Origin of the sequence: Undibacterium sp. RuRC25W, from assembly GCF_049339825.1 — a bacterium.
Lineage (GTDB): Bacteria > Pseudomonadota > Gammaproteobacteria > Burkholderiales > Burkholderiaceae_D > Undibacterium.
In genome coordinates this window covers 20,517-35,377 of sequence record NZ_JBMPPD010000041.1, presented here as the reverse complement: position 1 = coordinate 35,377, position 14,861 = coordinate 20,517, and the positions used below count along the sequence as shown (strand labels likewise).

Genomic DNA, 14,861 nt, shown 5'->3' with positions numbered 1-14,861 from the left:
ACCTATATTCGATACTATAATCATGACCGCATCAAAATGAAATTAAAAGGGCTGAGTCCTGTGCAATACAGAAATCAGCCCTTAGTAGCATAGCAATTAAACTGTCCAACTAAATGGGGTCAGTTCAGAACCCGGCTTTTTTTTAAACAAATCTGAAGCCTATTAAGCTTGCTCTCCAACAACGGAAACTGTTACATTAACAACAACGTCTGTATGCAAAGCAACAGAAACAGAGTGTTCGCCAACAATCTTCAATGGACCTTGTGGCAAGCGAACTTGCGATTTTTCAACTGCAACACCTTGCTTAGCCAATGCTTCAGCGATGTCAAAATTAGTAACAGAACCAAACAAACGACCATCAACACCAGCTTTTTGGGAAATTTGAACGGTAGAACCTTCCAATTTTTCGCCTTGAGCTTGAGCTGCTGCCAATTTAGCTGCTGCTGCTTTTTCCAACTCAGCGCGTTTCGCTTCGAATTCAGCGATCGCTGCTGCAGTTGCACGGCGAGCCATGCGTTGTGGAATCAGAAAGTTACGTGCGTAACCGTCTTTCACTTTAACTACATCACCGAGGTTGCCGAGATTAACGACTTTATCCATCAGAATAACTTGCATATTTTTCTCCTAGTACTTGTCGTCAATTACGCTGTGTGCAGATCAGTGTAAGGCAACAACGCTAAATAACGTGCGCGCTTGATCGCTGTATCAACTTGACGTTGGTACAAAGCTTTAGTACCAGTCAAACGTGCTGGCATGATTTTGCCGTTTTCTTGCACGAAATCTTTCAAAGTGTCGATATCTTTGTAATCAACTTTTTCTACATGTGCTGCTGTGAAGCGGCAGAATTTTTTGCGTTTGAACAAAGGATTTTGTTGTTGACGCTTTTGCTTCAATTTGCTTTTATCAAATTTTTTACCGAATGCCATGTCAGGCTCCTAATCTAGTAAATGTGTCCCGATTTCATTAACGTGAAACACGAGACTTTTGCTGTTGCGATTTCTGCGGGCTAAAAATCCAGTGAATTCAATTTCGACATCTAACGGCAAGTCATGAAATGCTCTTGAAATATTCCCAGCTGCCTGGGCATTCATCTCTAACTCAACTATTCGTTCAATGTTAGCTTCATGCTGCAACGACCTATGCATCAATACTGCTGCTGCAATCGGCACTCCAGCTGGCGTATATCGCAATGCTGACTTCTCAATAATGCGCGCCACAAGCTTTAATTGGTTCACTCTTTTTTAGACGACCTTCTTCAAATCAAAATTAAGCAGCTGGTGCTTCGACGCGTTGTGCTTTCGCTGCGTCTTCTTTCTGAACTGCTTTCATCATTGGAGATGGAGCTGTTTCAGCTTTTTTCATTTTGACTGTCAGGTGACGCAGAACGGCATCATTGAATTTGAATGCTGTTTCCAGCTCAAGCAATGTTTCTGCATCGCACTCAATGTTTAAGCAAACATAGTGTGCTTTAGCCAATTTTTGAATCATGTAAGCCAATTGACGACGGCCCCAATCTTCGACGCGATGAACCTGACCACCACGTGCAACAACGCTAGCTTTGTAACGTTCGATCATTGCAGGAACTTGCTCGCTTTGATCGGGATGTACGATAAATACGATTTCATAATGACGCATATATTCTCCTTGTGGACAATAAAATAGCCTGCCTCGGCGTCAAGACGAGTGCAGGAAGAGGAAAGCCGATGATAATAACCCACTTTCTCATTTTATTCAATTACTACAAGCACCTAGATGACCAAAGACGGCAAAAAAGTAATATTTTAAAAATTTCCTTGCACATCCAGCTGCACTGTATAAAAATACAGACTGTCTATACATACAGCGCTATTTTCGGCGCCGCTCGCTTATGCTGAAGCTCACCACACGTCAAGAACAAATCTTAAATCTGATCAAAGATGCCATACAAAACACAGGCTTCCCTCCAACGAGGGCGGAGATTGCGACAGAATTAGGGTTTCGATCCACAAACGCAGCAGAGGAACACCTTCAGGCCCTCGCGCGTAAAGGGGTGATCGAAATTGCCGCTGGCACATCGCGCGGCATCAGGCTATTGGAGTCTGAGTTATCAAGCCATATTACCGGCTCAACTTTTAATCCACCCCATCCAGCCAGCGTTCAACTCAACATTCCATTGATTGGTCGGGTTGCCGCAGGCTCCCCAATTCTCGCCAGCGAACATATTGAGGCGAGCTACCAGGTCGACCCCGCTTTATTTTCTGCCAAGCCAGACTTCTTACTAAAAGTGCGCGGCATGTCAATGCGCGACGCGGGCATCCTAGATGGTGACTTGCTCGCAGTAAAGAAAACTGATAGCGCACGCAATGGACAGATCGTTGTCGCCCGTCTTGGTGATGACGTTACCGTTAAGCGCTATAAAAAAACGGGCAATCACATTGAGCTCATCGCCGAAAATCCTGATTACTCGACGATCAAGGTGGACGACCAAGATGCGGACTTTTATCTCGAAGGTCTTGCTGTAGGGCTAATGAGAAACTGGGTGTAAGCCCATCAACACAGCCCCCCCCCTCACCTCAATACCCCTCTTGAAATACAGAGAAAAAATCGTCCCCCCCAAAACAATCATTTAGTCCGATGAACTGATAAAAAAAAGCCCGAACTATCGGGCTTTTTTCACAGCATGACGGACTCTCTGACTTAATGCTTTACGACAGTCAAATCAACCGCAGGATCAACAGGTGCAGCAGCAACAGGAACTTCAGGCTCAACCAAAGGCTCTGGCTGACGCTCCAACGCAATCTCAAGTACTTTATCAATCCAGCGCACAGGAACAATTTCCAACTTGTTTTTGACGTTATCTGGAATTTCCGCCAGATCTTTTGCATTTTCCTCAGGAATCAGAACAGTCTTAATCCCACCGCGATGAGCAGCGAGCAACTTCTCTTTCAATCCACCGATCGGCAACACTTCACCGCGGAGCGTAATCTCACCAGTCATCGCCACATCAGCACGGACTGGAATACCCGTAAATACAGAAACTAAGGCAGTCGTCATCGCAATACCAGCAGACGGACCATCTTTCGGCGTCGCCCCTTCAGGTACGTGAATGTGAATATCACTCTTCTCAAACACATCAGCTTTAATACCAAGACGCTTAGCACGACTACGCACCACAGTTCTCGCTGCCTCAATGGATTCCTTCATCACGTCGCCCAGTGTTCCCGTACGGATCACTCCGCCTTTGCCAGGCATTGCTACCGCCTCGATGGTCAAGAGGTCACCACCAACTTCCGTCCAAGCCAAACCAACGACCTGGCCGATTTGATTTTCTTTGACAGCAACACCAAAGTCATAGCGACGTACGCCTAGGTATTTATCAAGATTCTTCGACGTGATTGTCGCTTTTTTCTCATTCTTCTTGAGCAAAAGCATTTTCACGACTTTACGGCAAATTTTGGAGATTTCGCGCTCAAGTGAACGGACACCCGCCTCTCTCGTGTAATAACGAATGATGTCGCGGATAGCACTTTCAGCCACGGTAATTTCGGACTCTTGCAAACCGTTATTCTTGATTTGCTTTTGCAATAAGTAACGTTGCGCAATACTTGTTTTTTCATCCTCGGTATAGCCGGACAAACGAATCACTTCCATACGATCCAACAAAGCAGCTGGAATATTGTAGGAGTTGGAAGTCGCAACAAACATCACATCCGACAAATCAAAATCCACTTCGATGTAATGATCAGAGAACGTATGGTTTTGTTCGGGATCAAGCACCTCAAGCAATGCTGACGACGGATCGCCGCGGAAGTCGGCACCCATTTTATCCACTTCGTCCAACAAGAACAGTGGATTGCGAACACCAACTTTCGCCAAGCTCTGCAAAATTTTACCTGGCATGGAACCGATATAAGTACGACGATGACCGCGAATCTCTGCCTCATCACGCACACCACCCAAGGCCATACGCACAAACTTACGGTTTGTTGCACGGGCAATGGATTGACCGAGTGAGGTTTTACCCACACCAGGAGGCCCAACCAAGCACAAAATTGGCGCCTTGAGCTTGTCTACACGCTGTTGAACTGCAAGATACTCAAGAATGCGCTCTTTCACCTTATCTAAGCCATAGTGCTCATCTTCAAGCACCTTTTCAGCATTCGTCAGGTCATTATTGACTTTGGATTTTTTCTTCCAAGGCAAACTTACGATCGTGTCGATATAATTTCTCACCACGGTCGCTTCTGCAGACATTGGGGACATCATTTTCAGCTTTTTAAGCTCATTGAGCGCCTTGTCACGAGCTTCTTTAGGCATTTTGGCTGCGATGATCTTTTTCTCAAGCTCATCAATATCCGCCCCCTCTTCACCCTCGCCTAATTCTTTCTGAATTGCCTTCACTTGCTCATTGAGGTAGTACTCGCGTTGAGATTTTTCCATCTGACGCTTCACGCGCCCGCGGATGCGTTTCTCTACCTGCAAAATATCCAACTCACCTTCAAGCTGACCGAGCAAATGCTCAAGACGCTTAGCGACACTGAAGATTTCCAAGATGACTTGTTTTTGCTCGAGCTTGAGTGGCAAGTGCGCAGCGATTGTATCCGCCAGGCGACCAGCGTCATCGATACCCGACAGTGATGCAAGAATTTCTGGAGGAATCTTTTTGTTTAACTTCACATATTGATCGAACTGCTGAACGATCGCTCGGCGCATCGCTTCCACTTCAGAGTCATCCTCTTCCACAGCTGCAACGGGCGTCAAATCCGCAGTAAAGTGAGATTCTGAATCATGGATCTTATGAATACGGGCACGTTGCGCCCCTTCCACCAAGACTTTGACCGTGCCATCTGGCAACTTCAACATTTGCAAGATGTTAGCGACGCAGCCAATTTCATAAATATCATCAGCCGACGGTTCATCTTTTGCTGCTGCTTTTTGAGCAGCGAGCATAATACTTTTTCCTTGATCCATTGCTGCTTCCAAGGCCTTAATTGACTTTGGACGTCCGACAAACAGCGGAATAACCATATGGGGGAATACAACCACATCACGCAACGGCAGCAGAGGCAGTTGGATTTGCTCGGAATTCAGAGTAGTCGTCATGGCGCACCTTTCGTAAATACTAGTTGTTAATGTTGGCGCACAAGGCTAAAACACAAGCCCATCATTAAAAAAAACAATAAAAAAAAGCCACTCAGAGTGTATCTCCGGGTAGCTTTGCGATTGAAGCTGTGAATTATTTGTCTTTATTTTACTGCGATTCAAAAAAAATCACACAATACCTATAAAAAAAAGGGGACAAATCCCCTTTTTCCAACGACGCATTGCAAAAGCAATAGGGCTTATGCGCCCGATACTTTTGGCTGATCTTGGTAAATCAACAAAGGCTTAGCGCCGCTTATGATGGTCCCCTCATCAATGACAACCTTCTCAACATTTTGATGACTTGGCAAGTCATACATCACATCAAGCAGCGCATGTTCAAGGATAGAACGCAGGCCACGGGCACCTGTTTTACGCGCAATCGCCTTTTTCGCAATCGCTTGCAATGCAGCAGGACGAATTTCTAGCTCAGTGCCTTCCATTTCAAGCAATTTTGCATATTGCTTGATGAGTGCATTTTTTGGCTCAACAAGAATCTGAATTAACGCAGCTTCGTCCAACTCATTCAACGTCGCGATCACTGGCAAACGACCGACCAACTCTGGAATCAGACCAAATTTAATCAAATCCTGCGGCTCCGCATCCTGCATGACTTCACTAGCGCTTTTCTCAGTCTGACTCTTCACGCTCGCTGAAAACCCGATACTACTTTTCTCGGAACGATCTGCGATAATCTTGGCCAAGCCATCAAACGCGCCGCCGCAGATAAACATGATGTTTGTCGTGTCAATTTGTATGAAGTCCTGATTTGGATGCTTGCGGCCACCTTGTGGAGGCACAGACGCCATCGTACCCTCAACGAGTTTCAACAACGCTTGCTGAACACCTTCTCCAGAAACATCGCGGGTAATTGAAGGATTATCAGATTTACGTGAAATCTTGTCGATCTCATCGATATAAACAATCCCTTTTTGCGCGCGCTCAACTTCATAATTGCAGTTTTGCAGCAACTTTTGAATAATGTTTTCAACGTCCTCACCAACATAACCAGCCTCAGTTAATGTTGTAGCATCGGCAATTACAAACGGCACATTGAGCATTCTAGCCAGTGTTTGCGCAAGTAAAGTTTTACCCGAACCCGTCGGTCCAACCAGCAAGATATTACTCTTGGCCAATTCGACATCATCTTTTTTACCCAAATGCTTCAAGCGCTTGTAGTGGTTATACACCGCCACCGAAAGAATGCGCTTTGCATTCACCTGACCAATCACATACTGATCAAGCAGGTCAGTAATTTCTTGCGGAGTAGGCAGTTCAGTTTTTGCGCTGGCAATATTATCGATTTCAGACACTTCATCACGAATAATGTCATTGCACAAGTCGATACATTCGTCGCATATAAAGACCGAAGGCCCAGCAATCAGTTTTTTAACCTCATGTTGACTCTTGCCACAGAATGAGCAATAGAGCAGCTTTTCACCACTGGAGGATTTTTTATCGGGCATAGTACGAATATGAAAAAAACAAAATTAATTAGGTAGGAATTAAAAGCATATTACCCGCAAAAACAGTTTTCGTCATTGCGTGCTCTCAGTTTGCACTATATTCCAAGATCTATAATACTGAATAAAAAAACGCCCGACCTTTTTAGGAGCGGGCGTTCATCCGATTCTGAACGTTTAAGCGCGATGAGTCAGCACCTTATCAATCAAACCATACTCAACTGCAGCGTCAGCTGACATAAAATTATCGCGATCAGTATCTTTTGCTATCTGATCAAGGCTCCGCCCTGTCTTTTCAGCCAGAATTCCATTTAGACGTTCACGCAAATACAAAATTTCACGCGCTTGAATCTCAATATCTGATGCCTGACCTTGTGCGCCACCCAAAGGCTGGTGGATCATGACACGTGAGTTTGGCAACGAGAAACGCTTACCTTTTGCACCCGACGCCAACAAAAACGCTCCCATAGATGCAGCCATGCCAGTACACAATGTCGATACATCTGGCTTGATAAACTGCATCGTGTCATAAATTGCCATACCAGCAGAAACTGAGCCACCAGGGGAATTAATGTACAAAGAAATATCTTTGTCTGGATTTTCGCTCTCTAAAAACAGCAACTGAGCGACGACCAAATTGGCAGTCTGATCATTAACGGGGCCAACCAAGAAAATCACACGCTCTTTAAGCAGACGGGAATAGATATCGTAAGAACGTTCTCCGCGCCCACTCTGCTCTACCACCATAGGCACCATGCCCAGCATATTAGTATCCAACGCCGAATTACGGATGATGCCTGTCATGTGTTTTCCTTTTTTCAAACTTACGCTTGTGCGTTGTTACCCATTAACTCGTCAAATGGCAGAACTTTGTCTGACACTTTTGCCTTACCTAACACATAGTTAACGACGTTTTCTTCTAAAACAAGGGCTTCAACCTCTGCCAGACGATTACGATCACTATAGTAGTATTTTACTACTTGTTGAGGATCTTCGTAACTTTGAGCAAAATCTTCAACTTGCGCTTTGATTTGATCAGCAGTTGCTTGCAGGTTATTAGCTTTTACCAACTCAGCAAGGATCAAACCAAGACGTACGCGACGCTCAGCTTGCGCAGCAAAAAGTTCAGTTGGGAATGGAACGTCTTTCACATTCATTCCGCGCTGTGCCATATCTTGGCGTGTCATTTCAGCCAAACGTTCACCGTCCTGAGCAACGAGTGTCTTTGGAACATCGAATACGACCGCTTTTACCAATGCGTCCATGACGCTTTCTTTAGTTTTAGCTTTAACGCGACCTTTTACTTCACGTTCGAGGTTTTCTTTGATGTCACCACGCATTTTAACCAGATCACCATCTTCAACGCCGAGCATCTTTGCGAACTCGGCATCGACTTCAGGCAAATGCGCCCACTCTAACTTAGTCAATGTGATTGTGAATTCAGCTGTTTTGCCAGCAACGTCTTTACCATGGTAGTCTTCTGGGAATGCCAATGGAAATGTTTTAGATTCGCCAGCTTTGAGACCAATTGTTGCAGCCTCAAATTCAGGCAACATACGACCTTCGCCCAATACAAAAGCAAAACCTTCTGCTTTACCGCCAGCAAACTCAACGCCATCAATCTTACCAACGAAATCAACGGTTGCACGATCACCACTTTGAGCAGTCTGATCTGCACCACCATTGCCGTGCGCACCCTCTTCACCTTTAACGTGGAAGTGTACGCGCTGCTTACGCAGGATATCGATTGTTTTGTCGATTTCAACGTCAGAGACTTCAGACTTCACCTGCTCAACTTCAGCAGCAGACAAATCGCCAACAACGATCTCTGGATAGACTTCAAAAGTAGCATTAAAAGCCAATGTACCTTCAGCAACACCTTCTGCTGTACTTGGCTCAATGCTTGGATAACCAGCAACGCGCAGGCTATTTTCGTTAGCCGCAGCAGCAAATGCCTGACCAACTTTGTCGTTCAACACTTCGTTTTCGACTTGATAGCCGTGTTGCGCAGCAACCATCTTCATTGGCACTTTGCCTGGGCGGAAGCCAGGAGCTTTTGCTGTACGTGCACGCACCTTCAAACGCTTTTCAACCTCTGATTTCACATCAGCGATTGGAAAGGAAATCGTGAGGCGGCGCTCCAATTTATCTAAAGTTTCGACTGCAGTTGCCATGAAAATCGTCCAAATAGTAAAAATTCTGTGGTGCGAGAAGGGGGACTCGAACCCCCACACCATTGCTGGCGTCAGGACCTAAACCTGGTGCGTCTACCAATTTCGCCATCCTCGCGGGATGAGTAAGTACATACCGGAACACATCCGACACGACCGTCACAAAAGCAAAGGGCGACCCGAACATCTATCGTCGCCCAAAACTTATGTATGTGGCATTACAACTCCAGCCCGATATTCTACTGGATTTTGAATCGGTATGCCTTATTTTTTTTATGCTTTTAGAAAAATACTCAAAAATTTTCCTAAATCAATCTTTTAAGTTCATTTTTATATATCAACGGCACGATATGGTACCTCGCAACGACCGTGACTACAATCAAATCACGGTCGCTATCTCACCGATTTACCACGAACTACATTGCACGAGCTACATTGGCAGCGATGTCGTCGCTTGTGAGTTCGACTTACGAACCTTAAACCACGCCGCGTACAAGGCTGGCAAAAACAACAACGTCAATCCGGTTGCGATGATCAAACCACCCATAATCGCGACCGCCATTGGCCCCCAAAAGACAGAACGGGACAAAGGAATCATTGCTAGCACCGCAGCTGCAGCGGTTAATATGATTGGACGGAATCGCCTTACAGCAGACTCAATGACCGCCGTCCAAGGATCAACCCCCGCTTCAATATCGTGCTCAATCTGGTCAATCAAAATAACAGAATTACGAATGATCATCCCGAAAAGTGCAATCACCCCCAATTGAGCAACAAAACCAAACGGGCGCTGCAAGATGAGTAATGCCATCGCCGCCCCAGCCACACCCAAAGGCCCAGTCAAAAATACCAGTAACGCACGTGAAAAGCTATGCAGTTGCAACATCAGGAGTGTGAAAATAATGAAAACGACCAACGGCACATTTGCGGCAATTGAATCCTGCGCTTTTCCACTATCTGCTGCAGCACCTGCCAATTCAACTTTGTAGCCTGGCGGTAACGCCGCAATGATCGATGATAATTTTGGCATAATCTGACTCGATACCGTTGGACCTTGAATGCCATCAATAACATCTGATTGCACGGTAATTGCCCACTCACGCCCGTAACGCCACACCACACCTGGCTCCCAGACAAGTTTAATTGTTGCCAATTGGGACAACGGCACAGATTTCCCACTGGCAGTCGGCATATTGGCATTACCAAGCGCTTCAATTGTCGAGCGCTCATCAATCGGCTGACGCACCACCATATCAATTAATTTATTGCCGTCACGGAACTGCCCTACTGTTGTACCAGTTAGAATCGTATTCGCTGCTCGCATTACTGATTGCGAAGTCACACCCAACGCGCGCAATTTATCCTGATCGAGGTCAATGCGCACGACTTTCATAGACTCATTCCAGTTGTCGTTGACGCCTAACGTATTAGGATTAGCTCGCATCACCTCCTTCACCCGATCGGCAATTCCACGCACACCATTCACCTCCAGACCAGTAACACGGAACTGCACTGGATAGGGAACCGGCGGCCCATTTGGCAACAGTTTCACCCGACCACGCACCTCTGGAAAATCCGCTTTGAATAGTTGTGCAATTTTTAACCGGAGCACCTCCCTTGCCTTCAAATCTTTTGCGAGTACAACGATCTGCGTCACATTCGTTTGCGGCAAAATCTGGTCCAGCGGCAAATAGAACCGAGGGCTACCATTACCAACATAACTCGTGTAACTCTCCACCCCATCCTGCTTTTTTATAAAGGCTTCAAATTTTTTTGCTTGCGCCTCGGTTGCACTAAACGAAGATCCCTCCGGCAACCACATTTCAACCATCAACTCAGGCCGACTGGAGTCAGGAAAAAATTGCTGCTCAATAAATTTAAATCCAAACACACCTAGACCAAAAATAATCAAGGTAATGACAATGGTCGTCTTACGCCACTCCACACACCACGAGACCAATGCCCGGAATCGACTATAAAACGGTGAATCAAACAACTCATGCGCCTCTCCACCTAAGGAGTGCGGCTTAACCTTCAACAATAAAAATCCAAGATAAGGAGTGAACAAGACTGCAGCAAACCAAGAGATCAACAATGCAAGTGCATTGACAGAAAACATGGAAAACGTATATTCACCCGCAGCTGATTTCGCTAAACCAATCGGCAAAAATCCTGCCGCGGTAATCAGTGTTCCCGTCAACATTGGCATGGCTGTTGAGGTATAGGCGAAGGTGGCAGCATCAAAACGCGAAAAACCTTCCTCCATTTTTCGCACCATCATCTCAACCGCAATAATGGCATCATCTACCAGCAAACCAAGAGCGATAATCAGCGCTCCGAGCGAGATTTTATGTAAGTCGATGTCAAACATCCGCATAAACAGGAAGGTAATTGCCAACACCAAAGGAATCGTCAAACCCACCACCAACCCAGGCCAAACATCGAGACGAAACGGTTTAGTATGCAAGCCAAGCGCAAGGAAGCTGACCGCAAGAACAATGACAACGGCCTCGATTAAGGTGTGAATAAATTCACCGACGGAAGCTTTCACCGCATCGGGTTGATTGGTGACCTGCTCAAGCTGTATACCAACGGGTAACTTCTGCTTGATAACAGCAATCGTTGACTGTAAGTTTTTACCCATTGCAACGATATTGCCACCTTTCTCCATGGAGATACCAAGTCCGACAACCTCTTTGCCGTTAAAACGCATTTTATCCTTCGGCGGATTTTGGTATTCACGCTTAACGGTCGCAAAATCACCCAAACGGAAAGTGGTACCGTTCGCACGCAACTGCAGGTTTTCGAGATCCCTCACCTTCAACAAGGCCCCGGAAACCCTTACTTGCAAATCAGCCGAAGACGTTGTTAATTTACCTGTACCTTCGATTCCATTTTGCGAATTAATCTGCGAAACAATCACATCAAAAGAGATGCCTAATTGCGAGAACTTTTTTTGCGAGAATTCGATATTGATCTTTTCGTCCTGAACACCGAACAATTCAACCTTTGATACCGTAGGAATCCTCAGAAATTGCTGACGAACAAAGTCAGCGTATTCCCTGACCTGCTCATAGGTGAAACCATCCCCGGATAGGGCAAAAATGGAACCATATGTATCGCCAAATTCATCATTAAATATTGGGCCAATAACACCTGGTGGCAACGTACTACTCATGTCACCAATTTTCTTACGAACCTGATACCACGCTTGCTGCACCTCTTTTGGCGGGGTCGATTCCCTCAACTCTAGCGTAATCAATGTCTCTCCGGGCTTTGAATAGCTTCGAATTTTGTCGATGTAGGGTGTTTCCTGAAGTTTCTTTTCCAGTTTATCAGTGACCTGATCCGCCATTTGCAATGCAGTTGCCCCAGGCCAAATTGCCTTAACAACCATCGCCCGGAAAGTGAATGGCGGATCCTCATCCTGCCCCAAGTTACCGTAGCTAAAGATCCCACCCAATAGCAAAGCCACCATCAGGTATCGCGTCAATGGGATATGCTCCAGCGCCCACTTCGATAAGTTAAATCCACCAGATTTTCCGCTCATTTAACGTCTCCAGTCGCCGATGGCTTTACAGCATCATTCAACGCCTGATCTACGCCGAGGACAACAACCTTCTGACCTTGCTTGAGAAAATTAACACCAGCCGTTACCACCGTCTGACCGCTCGAAACACCACCAGCAATTAAAACATCCTCCCCTGAAGCGCCACTAATTTGTACCGAAACCAACTGCACCGCGCCCTGATTAACAATCCACACCGAAGAACCAGTTTTACTTTGCAATAAGGCCGTCATCGGCAACTTAATCACTTCGTTTGAATTGCGTGCAATAAAAGTGACATTTGCAGTCATACCTAAACGAACGTCCGAGGCATCCGACGGCAGGATGACTTTAGCTGTGTACGTCCTCGTCACAGGATCGGCAATCGGCGACAGTTCACGCAATTTGGCGGACAAAATCTTTGATGGCTGCGCCCACAAAGTAACGTTAATATCTGACATCTGTCGAATGACGTTAATTTTATTCTCAGGCACACCAACCACCACATCCATCTCTCCGGTTTGTGCAACACGGATAACCGGCGTGCCAGCAGCGACCACCTGTCCCACTTCCGCATCAACACTGGTAACCACCCCATCAACATCCGACTCCAGATTCGCATAGCTAGCCTGGTTGCTTTGATTTTTGTATGCAGCCAAGGCTTGCTCATAACCTGATTGCGCAGCCTTAAATGCAACATCTTTCGTGTCAAGCACAGTCGCTGCAACGAAGTTTTTTGTACGCAACTCCTGATAGCGCTTCAGTTCTGCCAGCGCCAGATCGCGGTTACTCTCCGCAGCGACCAGCCCAGCTTTAGCTTGCGCTTGGGCCAACGCTAGATCCTGCGGATCCAATTGCATCAGGACCTGACCGCGCTTGACTACCGTACCTAACTCAACTTTACGGCTCACAATTTTTCCACCAACTCGGAAGCCTAGACGCGACTCAATACGCGGCCGGACCTCGCCAGAAAGCTCAAGAGCAACATCAGCAGTTCCACCCTTAACAACAATGGCACGAACAGGTCTGACATCGTCCGATTTTTCTACCACCTTTGAGCACGCACCCAATGTAGCAAGCAATGCAATTACCACGACGGCCTCGAACGTTCGCATCACAGCGCATCGTGACTCACTGAAATTCGCCTGAATCAGGCTAGTAGAAACTGGTTTTAACACGGATATTTCCTTTAATATGCTAGCTGCGAATAGTCAGACAGATACAAACAAAGTCGCAGCAACTTTACATAACTGACTCATTGGTTAGTTATTATAGATAAGCACTCTTTTTTTGCCAATGACTTTTCAGTCATTAACATTCTTAAAAACAAATTATGTCGGTAGAGCACTACGAAAACTTCCCTGTTGCATCTTTATTACTTCCACGCCATTTAAGACAAGCAGTCAAAAATATCTATATTTTCGCTCGCACTGCGGATGATTTTGCCGACGAAGGAACTGCAACACCAGTCGAGCGATTGACCGCGCTAGAAGATTACGACGATGAGCTACGTCGTATTGAGCAAGGCGAGCCAACTGCTTCTCCTATCTTTCAAGCACTTGCCACAACAATTGAGCAGCACAACTTACCACTATCACCTTTTAGAGATCTACTTTCCGCATTCAAACAAGACATTACCACCGCACGCTACAAGACTTACTTTGAGCTGGTCGATTATTGCCGCCGGTCAGCCAATCCAGTTGGGTGCCTAATGCTACATCTTTACGACAAAGCAACGACCATTAATCTGCAAAAATCAGATGCAATTTGTACGGCATTACAGCTCATCAATTTCTGGCAGGATATCGCCATTGATTTAAAAAAAGACAGGATTTATCTACCATTGGAAGACCTGCGAAAATTCGACGTACAGGAAAACTTATTAGAAAGCGTCACAGGGAGTGACAACTGGATTATGCTGATGCACTTTCAGTCCCAGCGCGCGCGCGCGTTAATGCTTTCTGGAGCTAGCCTGCATAAGGAATTACCATGGCGCTTTGACTGGGAATTGCGCCTAGTCATCCAAGGCGGCTTGAGAATTATAGAAAAAATAGATAAGGTACAAGGCGATGTTTTCAAGCAACGACCCACATTAAAAAAATGGGATTGGATGATATTAATGTGGCGAGCAATGTGGATGTAAGCCGCATGCACAGGGAAGATCAACCTCAGCTTGCTGAGATCGAATTACGCAGCAAGGTACCAGATAAATTAGTGCAATTTATCCAAATCAAAACAAGATAACAACATCAAAGTAAAAATTGAAGCATAATACGAATTATCGATTTTTGCGCCTTCTCGCGCCATCAATCCTCGACAGAAGTCGATCACCGCTAAAAAATCCATTGACATCTAACCGGGACAGCATCGTGCGAATTTGCGTAAAACCATTGTCTTTGCTCTTATGCATTCTATCCTTGAGTGGTTGTACGGTATTAGCAATCGCTGATGCTGCTGTATCGACAACCATTCATGTTGGGAGCGCCGTTGTCGGAACCGCTGTTGATGTTACCAAAGCAGGTGTCAGCGCAGTCACCAGCAGCAAATAACCAATTTCCC

At 45.9% G+C, this 14,861-nt stretch carries 14 protein-coding genes and 1 tRNA gene; 4 read left to right on the top strand and 11 right to left on the bottom strand.

Features of this window, described 5'->3' with window-relative positions; translation table 11 throughout:
• On the top strand, positions 1 to 93 hold a 93-nt coding region (locus tag ACO0KV_RS16200; RefSeq protein WP_423039490.1), incomplete at its 5' end, for an IS3 family transposase.
• 69 nt (positions 94 to 162) lie between these two features.
• On the opposite strand, the gene rplI is transcribed toward ACO0KV_RS16200, so the two are convergent.
• Genes rplI through rpsF form a run of 4 tightly spaced genes read right to left on the bottom strand, consistent with a single transcriptional unit; the run spans position 163 to position 1,635 of the window.
• Positions 163 to 615 (bottom strand): 50S ribosomal protein L9, encoded by a 453-nt coding sequence (rplI, locus tag ACO0KV_RS16195; RefSeq protein WP_423043855.1) that lies wholly within the window; start codon positions 613 to 615, stop codon positions 163 to 165.
• A 26-nt stretch (positions 616 to 641) separates the two neighbouring features.
• A complete protein-coding gene (rpsR, locus tag ACO0KV_RS16190; RefSeq protein ID WP_110252960.1) occupies positions 642 to 926 on the bottom strand; it encodes a 30S ribosomal protein S18 in 285 nt (94 codons plus the stop codon).
• A gap of 9 nt (positions 927 to 935) precedes the next feature.
• Complete coding sequence (priB, locus tag ACO0KV_RS16185; RefSeq protein ID WP_423043853.1) at positions 936 to 1,235, bottom strand: primosomal replication protein N; 300 nt, start codon at positions 1,233 to 1,235, stop codon at positions 936 to 938.
• Positions 1,236 to 1,266: 31 nt separating this feature from the next.
• Positions 1,267 to 1,635, bottom strand: a complete 369-nt coding sequence (gene rpsF / locus ACO0KV_RS16180) for a 30S ribosomal protein S6 (RefSeq protein WP_423043851.1) — start codon at positions 1,633 to 1,635, stop codon at positions 1,267 to 1,269.
• Between the two features lie 232 nt (positions 1,636 to 1,867).
• Here rpsF and lexA point away from each other — a divergent pair, with 232 nt between their 5' ends.
• Entirely contained in the window at positions 1,868 to 2,524 is a 657-nt protein-coding gene (gene lexA, locus ACO0KV_RS16175) for a transcriptional repressor LexA (RefSeq protein WP_423043849.1), read from the top strand.
• Between the two features lie 152 nt (positions 2,525 to 2,676).
• On the opposite strand, the gene lon is transcribed toward lexA, so the two are convergent.
• From lon to ACO0KV_RS16140, 7 genes are all read right to left on the bottom strand, one after another.
• Positions 2,677 to 5,082: an endopeptidase La gene (gene lon, locus ACO0KV_RS16170; RefSeq protein ID WP_423043847.1), complete on the bottom strand. Its 2,406-nt coding sequence runs from the start codon at positions 5,080 to 5,082 to the stop codon at positions 2,677 to 2,679.
• Positions 5,083 to 5,321: 239 nt separating this feature from the next.
• On the bottom strand, positions 5,322 to 6,587 hold the full coding sequence (clpX, locus tag ACO0KV_RS16165; RefSeq protein ID WP_423043845.1) for an ATP-dependent Clp protease ATP-binding subunit ClpX: 1,266 nt from the start codon (positions 6,585 to 6,587) through the stop codon (positions 5,322 to 5,324).
• Between the two features lie 174 nt (positions 6,588 to 6,761).
• Positions 6,762 to 7,388, bottom strand: a complete 627-nt coding sequence (clpP, locus tag ACO0KV_RS16160) for an ATP-dependent Clp endopeptidase proteolytic subunit ClpP (RefSeq protein WP_423043843.1) — start codon at positions 7,386 to 7,388, stop codon at positions 6,762 to 6,764.
• 20 nt (positions 7,389 to 7,408) lie between these two features.
• Complete coding sequence (gene tig, locus ACO0KV_RS16155; protein ID WP_423043841.1) at positions 7,409 to 8,758, bottom strand: trigger factor; 1,350 nt, start codon at positions 8,756 to 8,758, stop codon at positions 7,409 to 7,411.
• Between the two features lie 28 nt (positions 8,759 to 8,786).
• Positions 8,787 to 8,873 (bottom strand) — tRNA-Leu (locus ACO0KV_RS16150).
• Between the two features lie 312 nt (positions 8,874 to 9,185).
• Positions 9,186 to 12,305: an efflux RND transporter permease subunit gene (locus ACO0KV_RS16145; protein WP_423043840.1), complete on the bottom strand. Its 3,120-nt coding sequence runs from the start codon at positions 12,303 to 12,305 to the stop codon at positions 9,186 to 9,188.
• Positions 12,302 to 13,480 carry an efflux RND transporter periplasmic adaptor subunit gene (locus tag ACO0KV_RS16140; RefSeq protein ID WP_423043838.1) on the bottom strand — a complete coding sequence of 393 codons (1,179 nt, stop codon included), beginning with the start codon at positions 13,478 to 13,480 and terminating at the stop codon, positions 12,302 to 12,304. Before ACO0KV_RS16140 ends, ACO0KV_RS16145 begins: the two co-directional genes overlap by 4 nt.
• Before the next feature lie 155 nt (positions 13,481 to 13,635).
• Between ACO0KV_RS16140 and hpnC the strand changes: the two genes are divergently transcribed.
• Both hpnC and ACO0KV_RS16130 read left to right on the top strand, forming a co-directional pair.
• A complete protein-coding gene (gene hpnC / locus ACO0KV_RS16135) occupies positions 13,636 to 14,445 on the top strand; it encodes a squalene synthase HpnC (RefSeq protein WP_423043836.1) in 810 nt (269 codons plus the stop codon).
• 226 nt (positions 14,446 to 14,671) lie between these two features.
• Positions 14,672 to 14,851: a hypothetical protein gene (locus ACO0KV_RS16130; protein WP_423043834.1), complete on the top strand. Its 180-nt coding sequence runs from the start codon at positions 14,672 to 14,674 to the stop codon at positions 14,849 to 14,851.
• Positions 14,852 to 14,861 lie beyond the last annotated feature (10 nt).

Coding starts and splice junctions, on each gene's coding strand:
- clpP (WP_423043843.1), bottom strand. CDS start 7,388: ATGACAGGCATCATCCGTAATTCGGCGTTGGATACTAATATGCTGGGC.
- hpnC (WP_423043836.1), top strand. CDS start 13,636: ATGTCGGTAGAGCACTACGAAAACTTCCCTGTTGCATCTTTATTACTT.
- ACO0KV_RS16145 (WP_423043840.1), bottom strand. CDS start 12,305: ATGAGCGGAAAATCTGGTGGATTTAACTTATCGAAGTGGGCGCTGGAG.
- tig (WP_423043841.1), bottom strand. CDS start 8,758: ATGGCAACTGCAGTCGAAACTTTAGATAAATTGGAGCGCCGCCTCACG.
- rplI (WP_423043855.1), bottom strand. CDS start 615: ATGCAAGTTATTCTGATGGATAAAGTCGTTAATCTCGGCAACCTCGGT.
- clpX (WP_423043845.1), bottom strand. CDS start 6,587: ATGCCCGATAAAAAATCCTCCAGTGGTGAAAAGCTGCTCTATTGCTCA.
- lexA (WP_423043849.1), top strand. CDS start 1,868: ATGCTGAAGCTCACCACACGTCAAGAACAAATCTTAAATCTGATCAAA.
- lon (WP_423043847.1), bottom strand. CDS start 5,082: ATGACGACTACTCTGAATTCCGAGCAAATCCAACTGCCTCTGCTGCCG.
- rpsF (WP_423043851.1), bottom strand. CDS start 1,635: ATGCGTCATTATGAAATCGTATTTATCGTACATCCCGATCAAAGCGAG.
- rpsR (WP_110252960.1), bottom strand. CDS start 926: ATGGCATTCGGTAAAAAATTTGATAAAAGCAAATTGAAGCAAAAGCGT.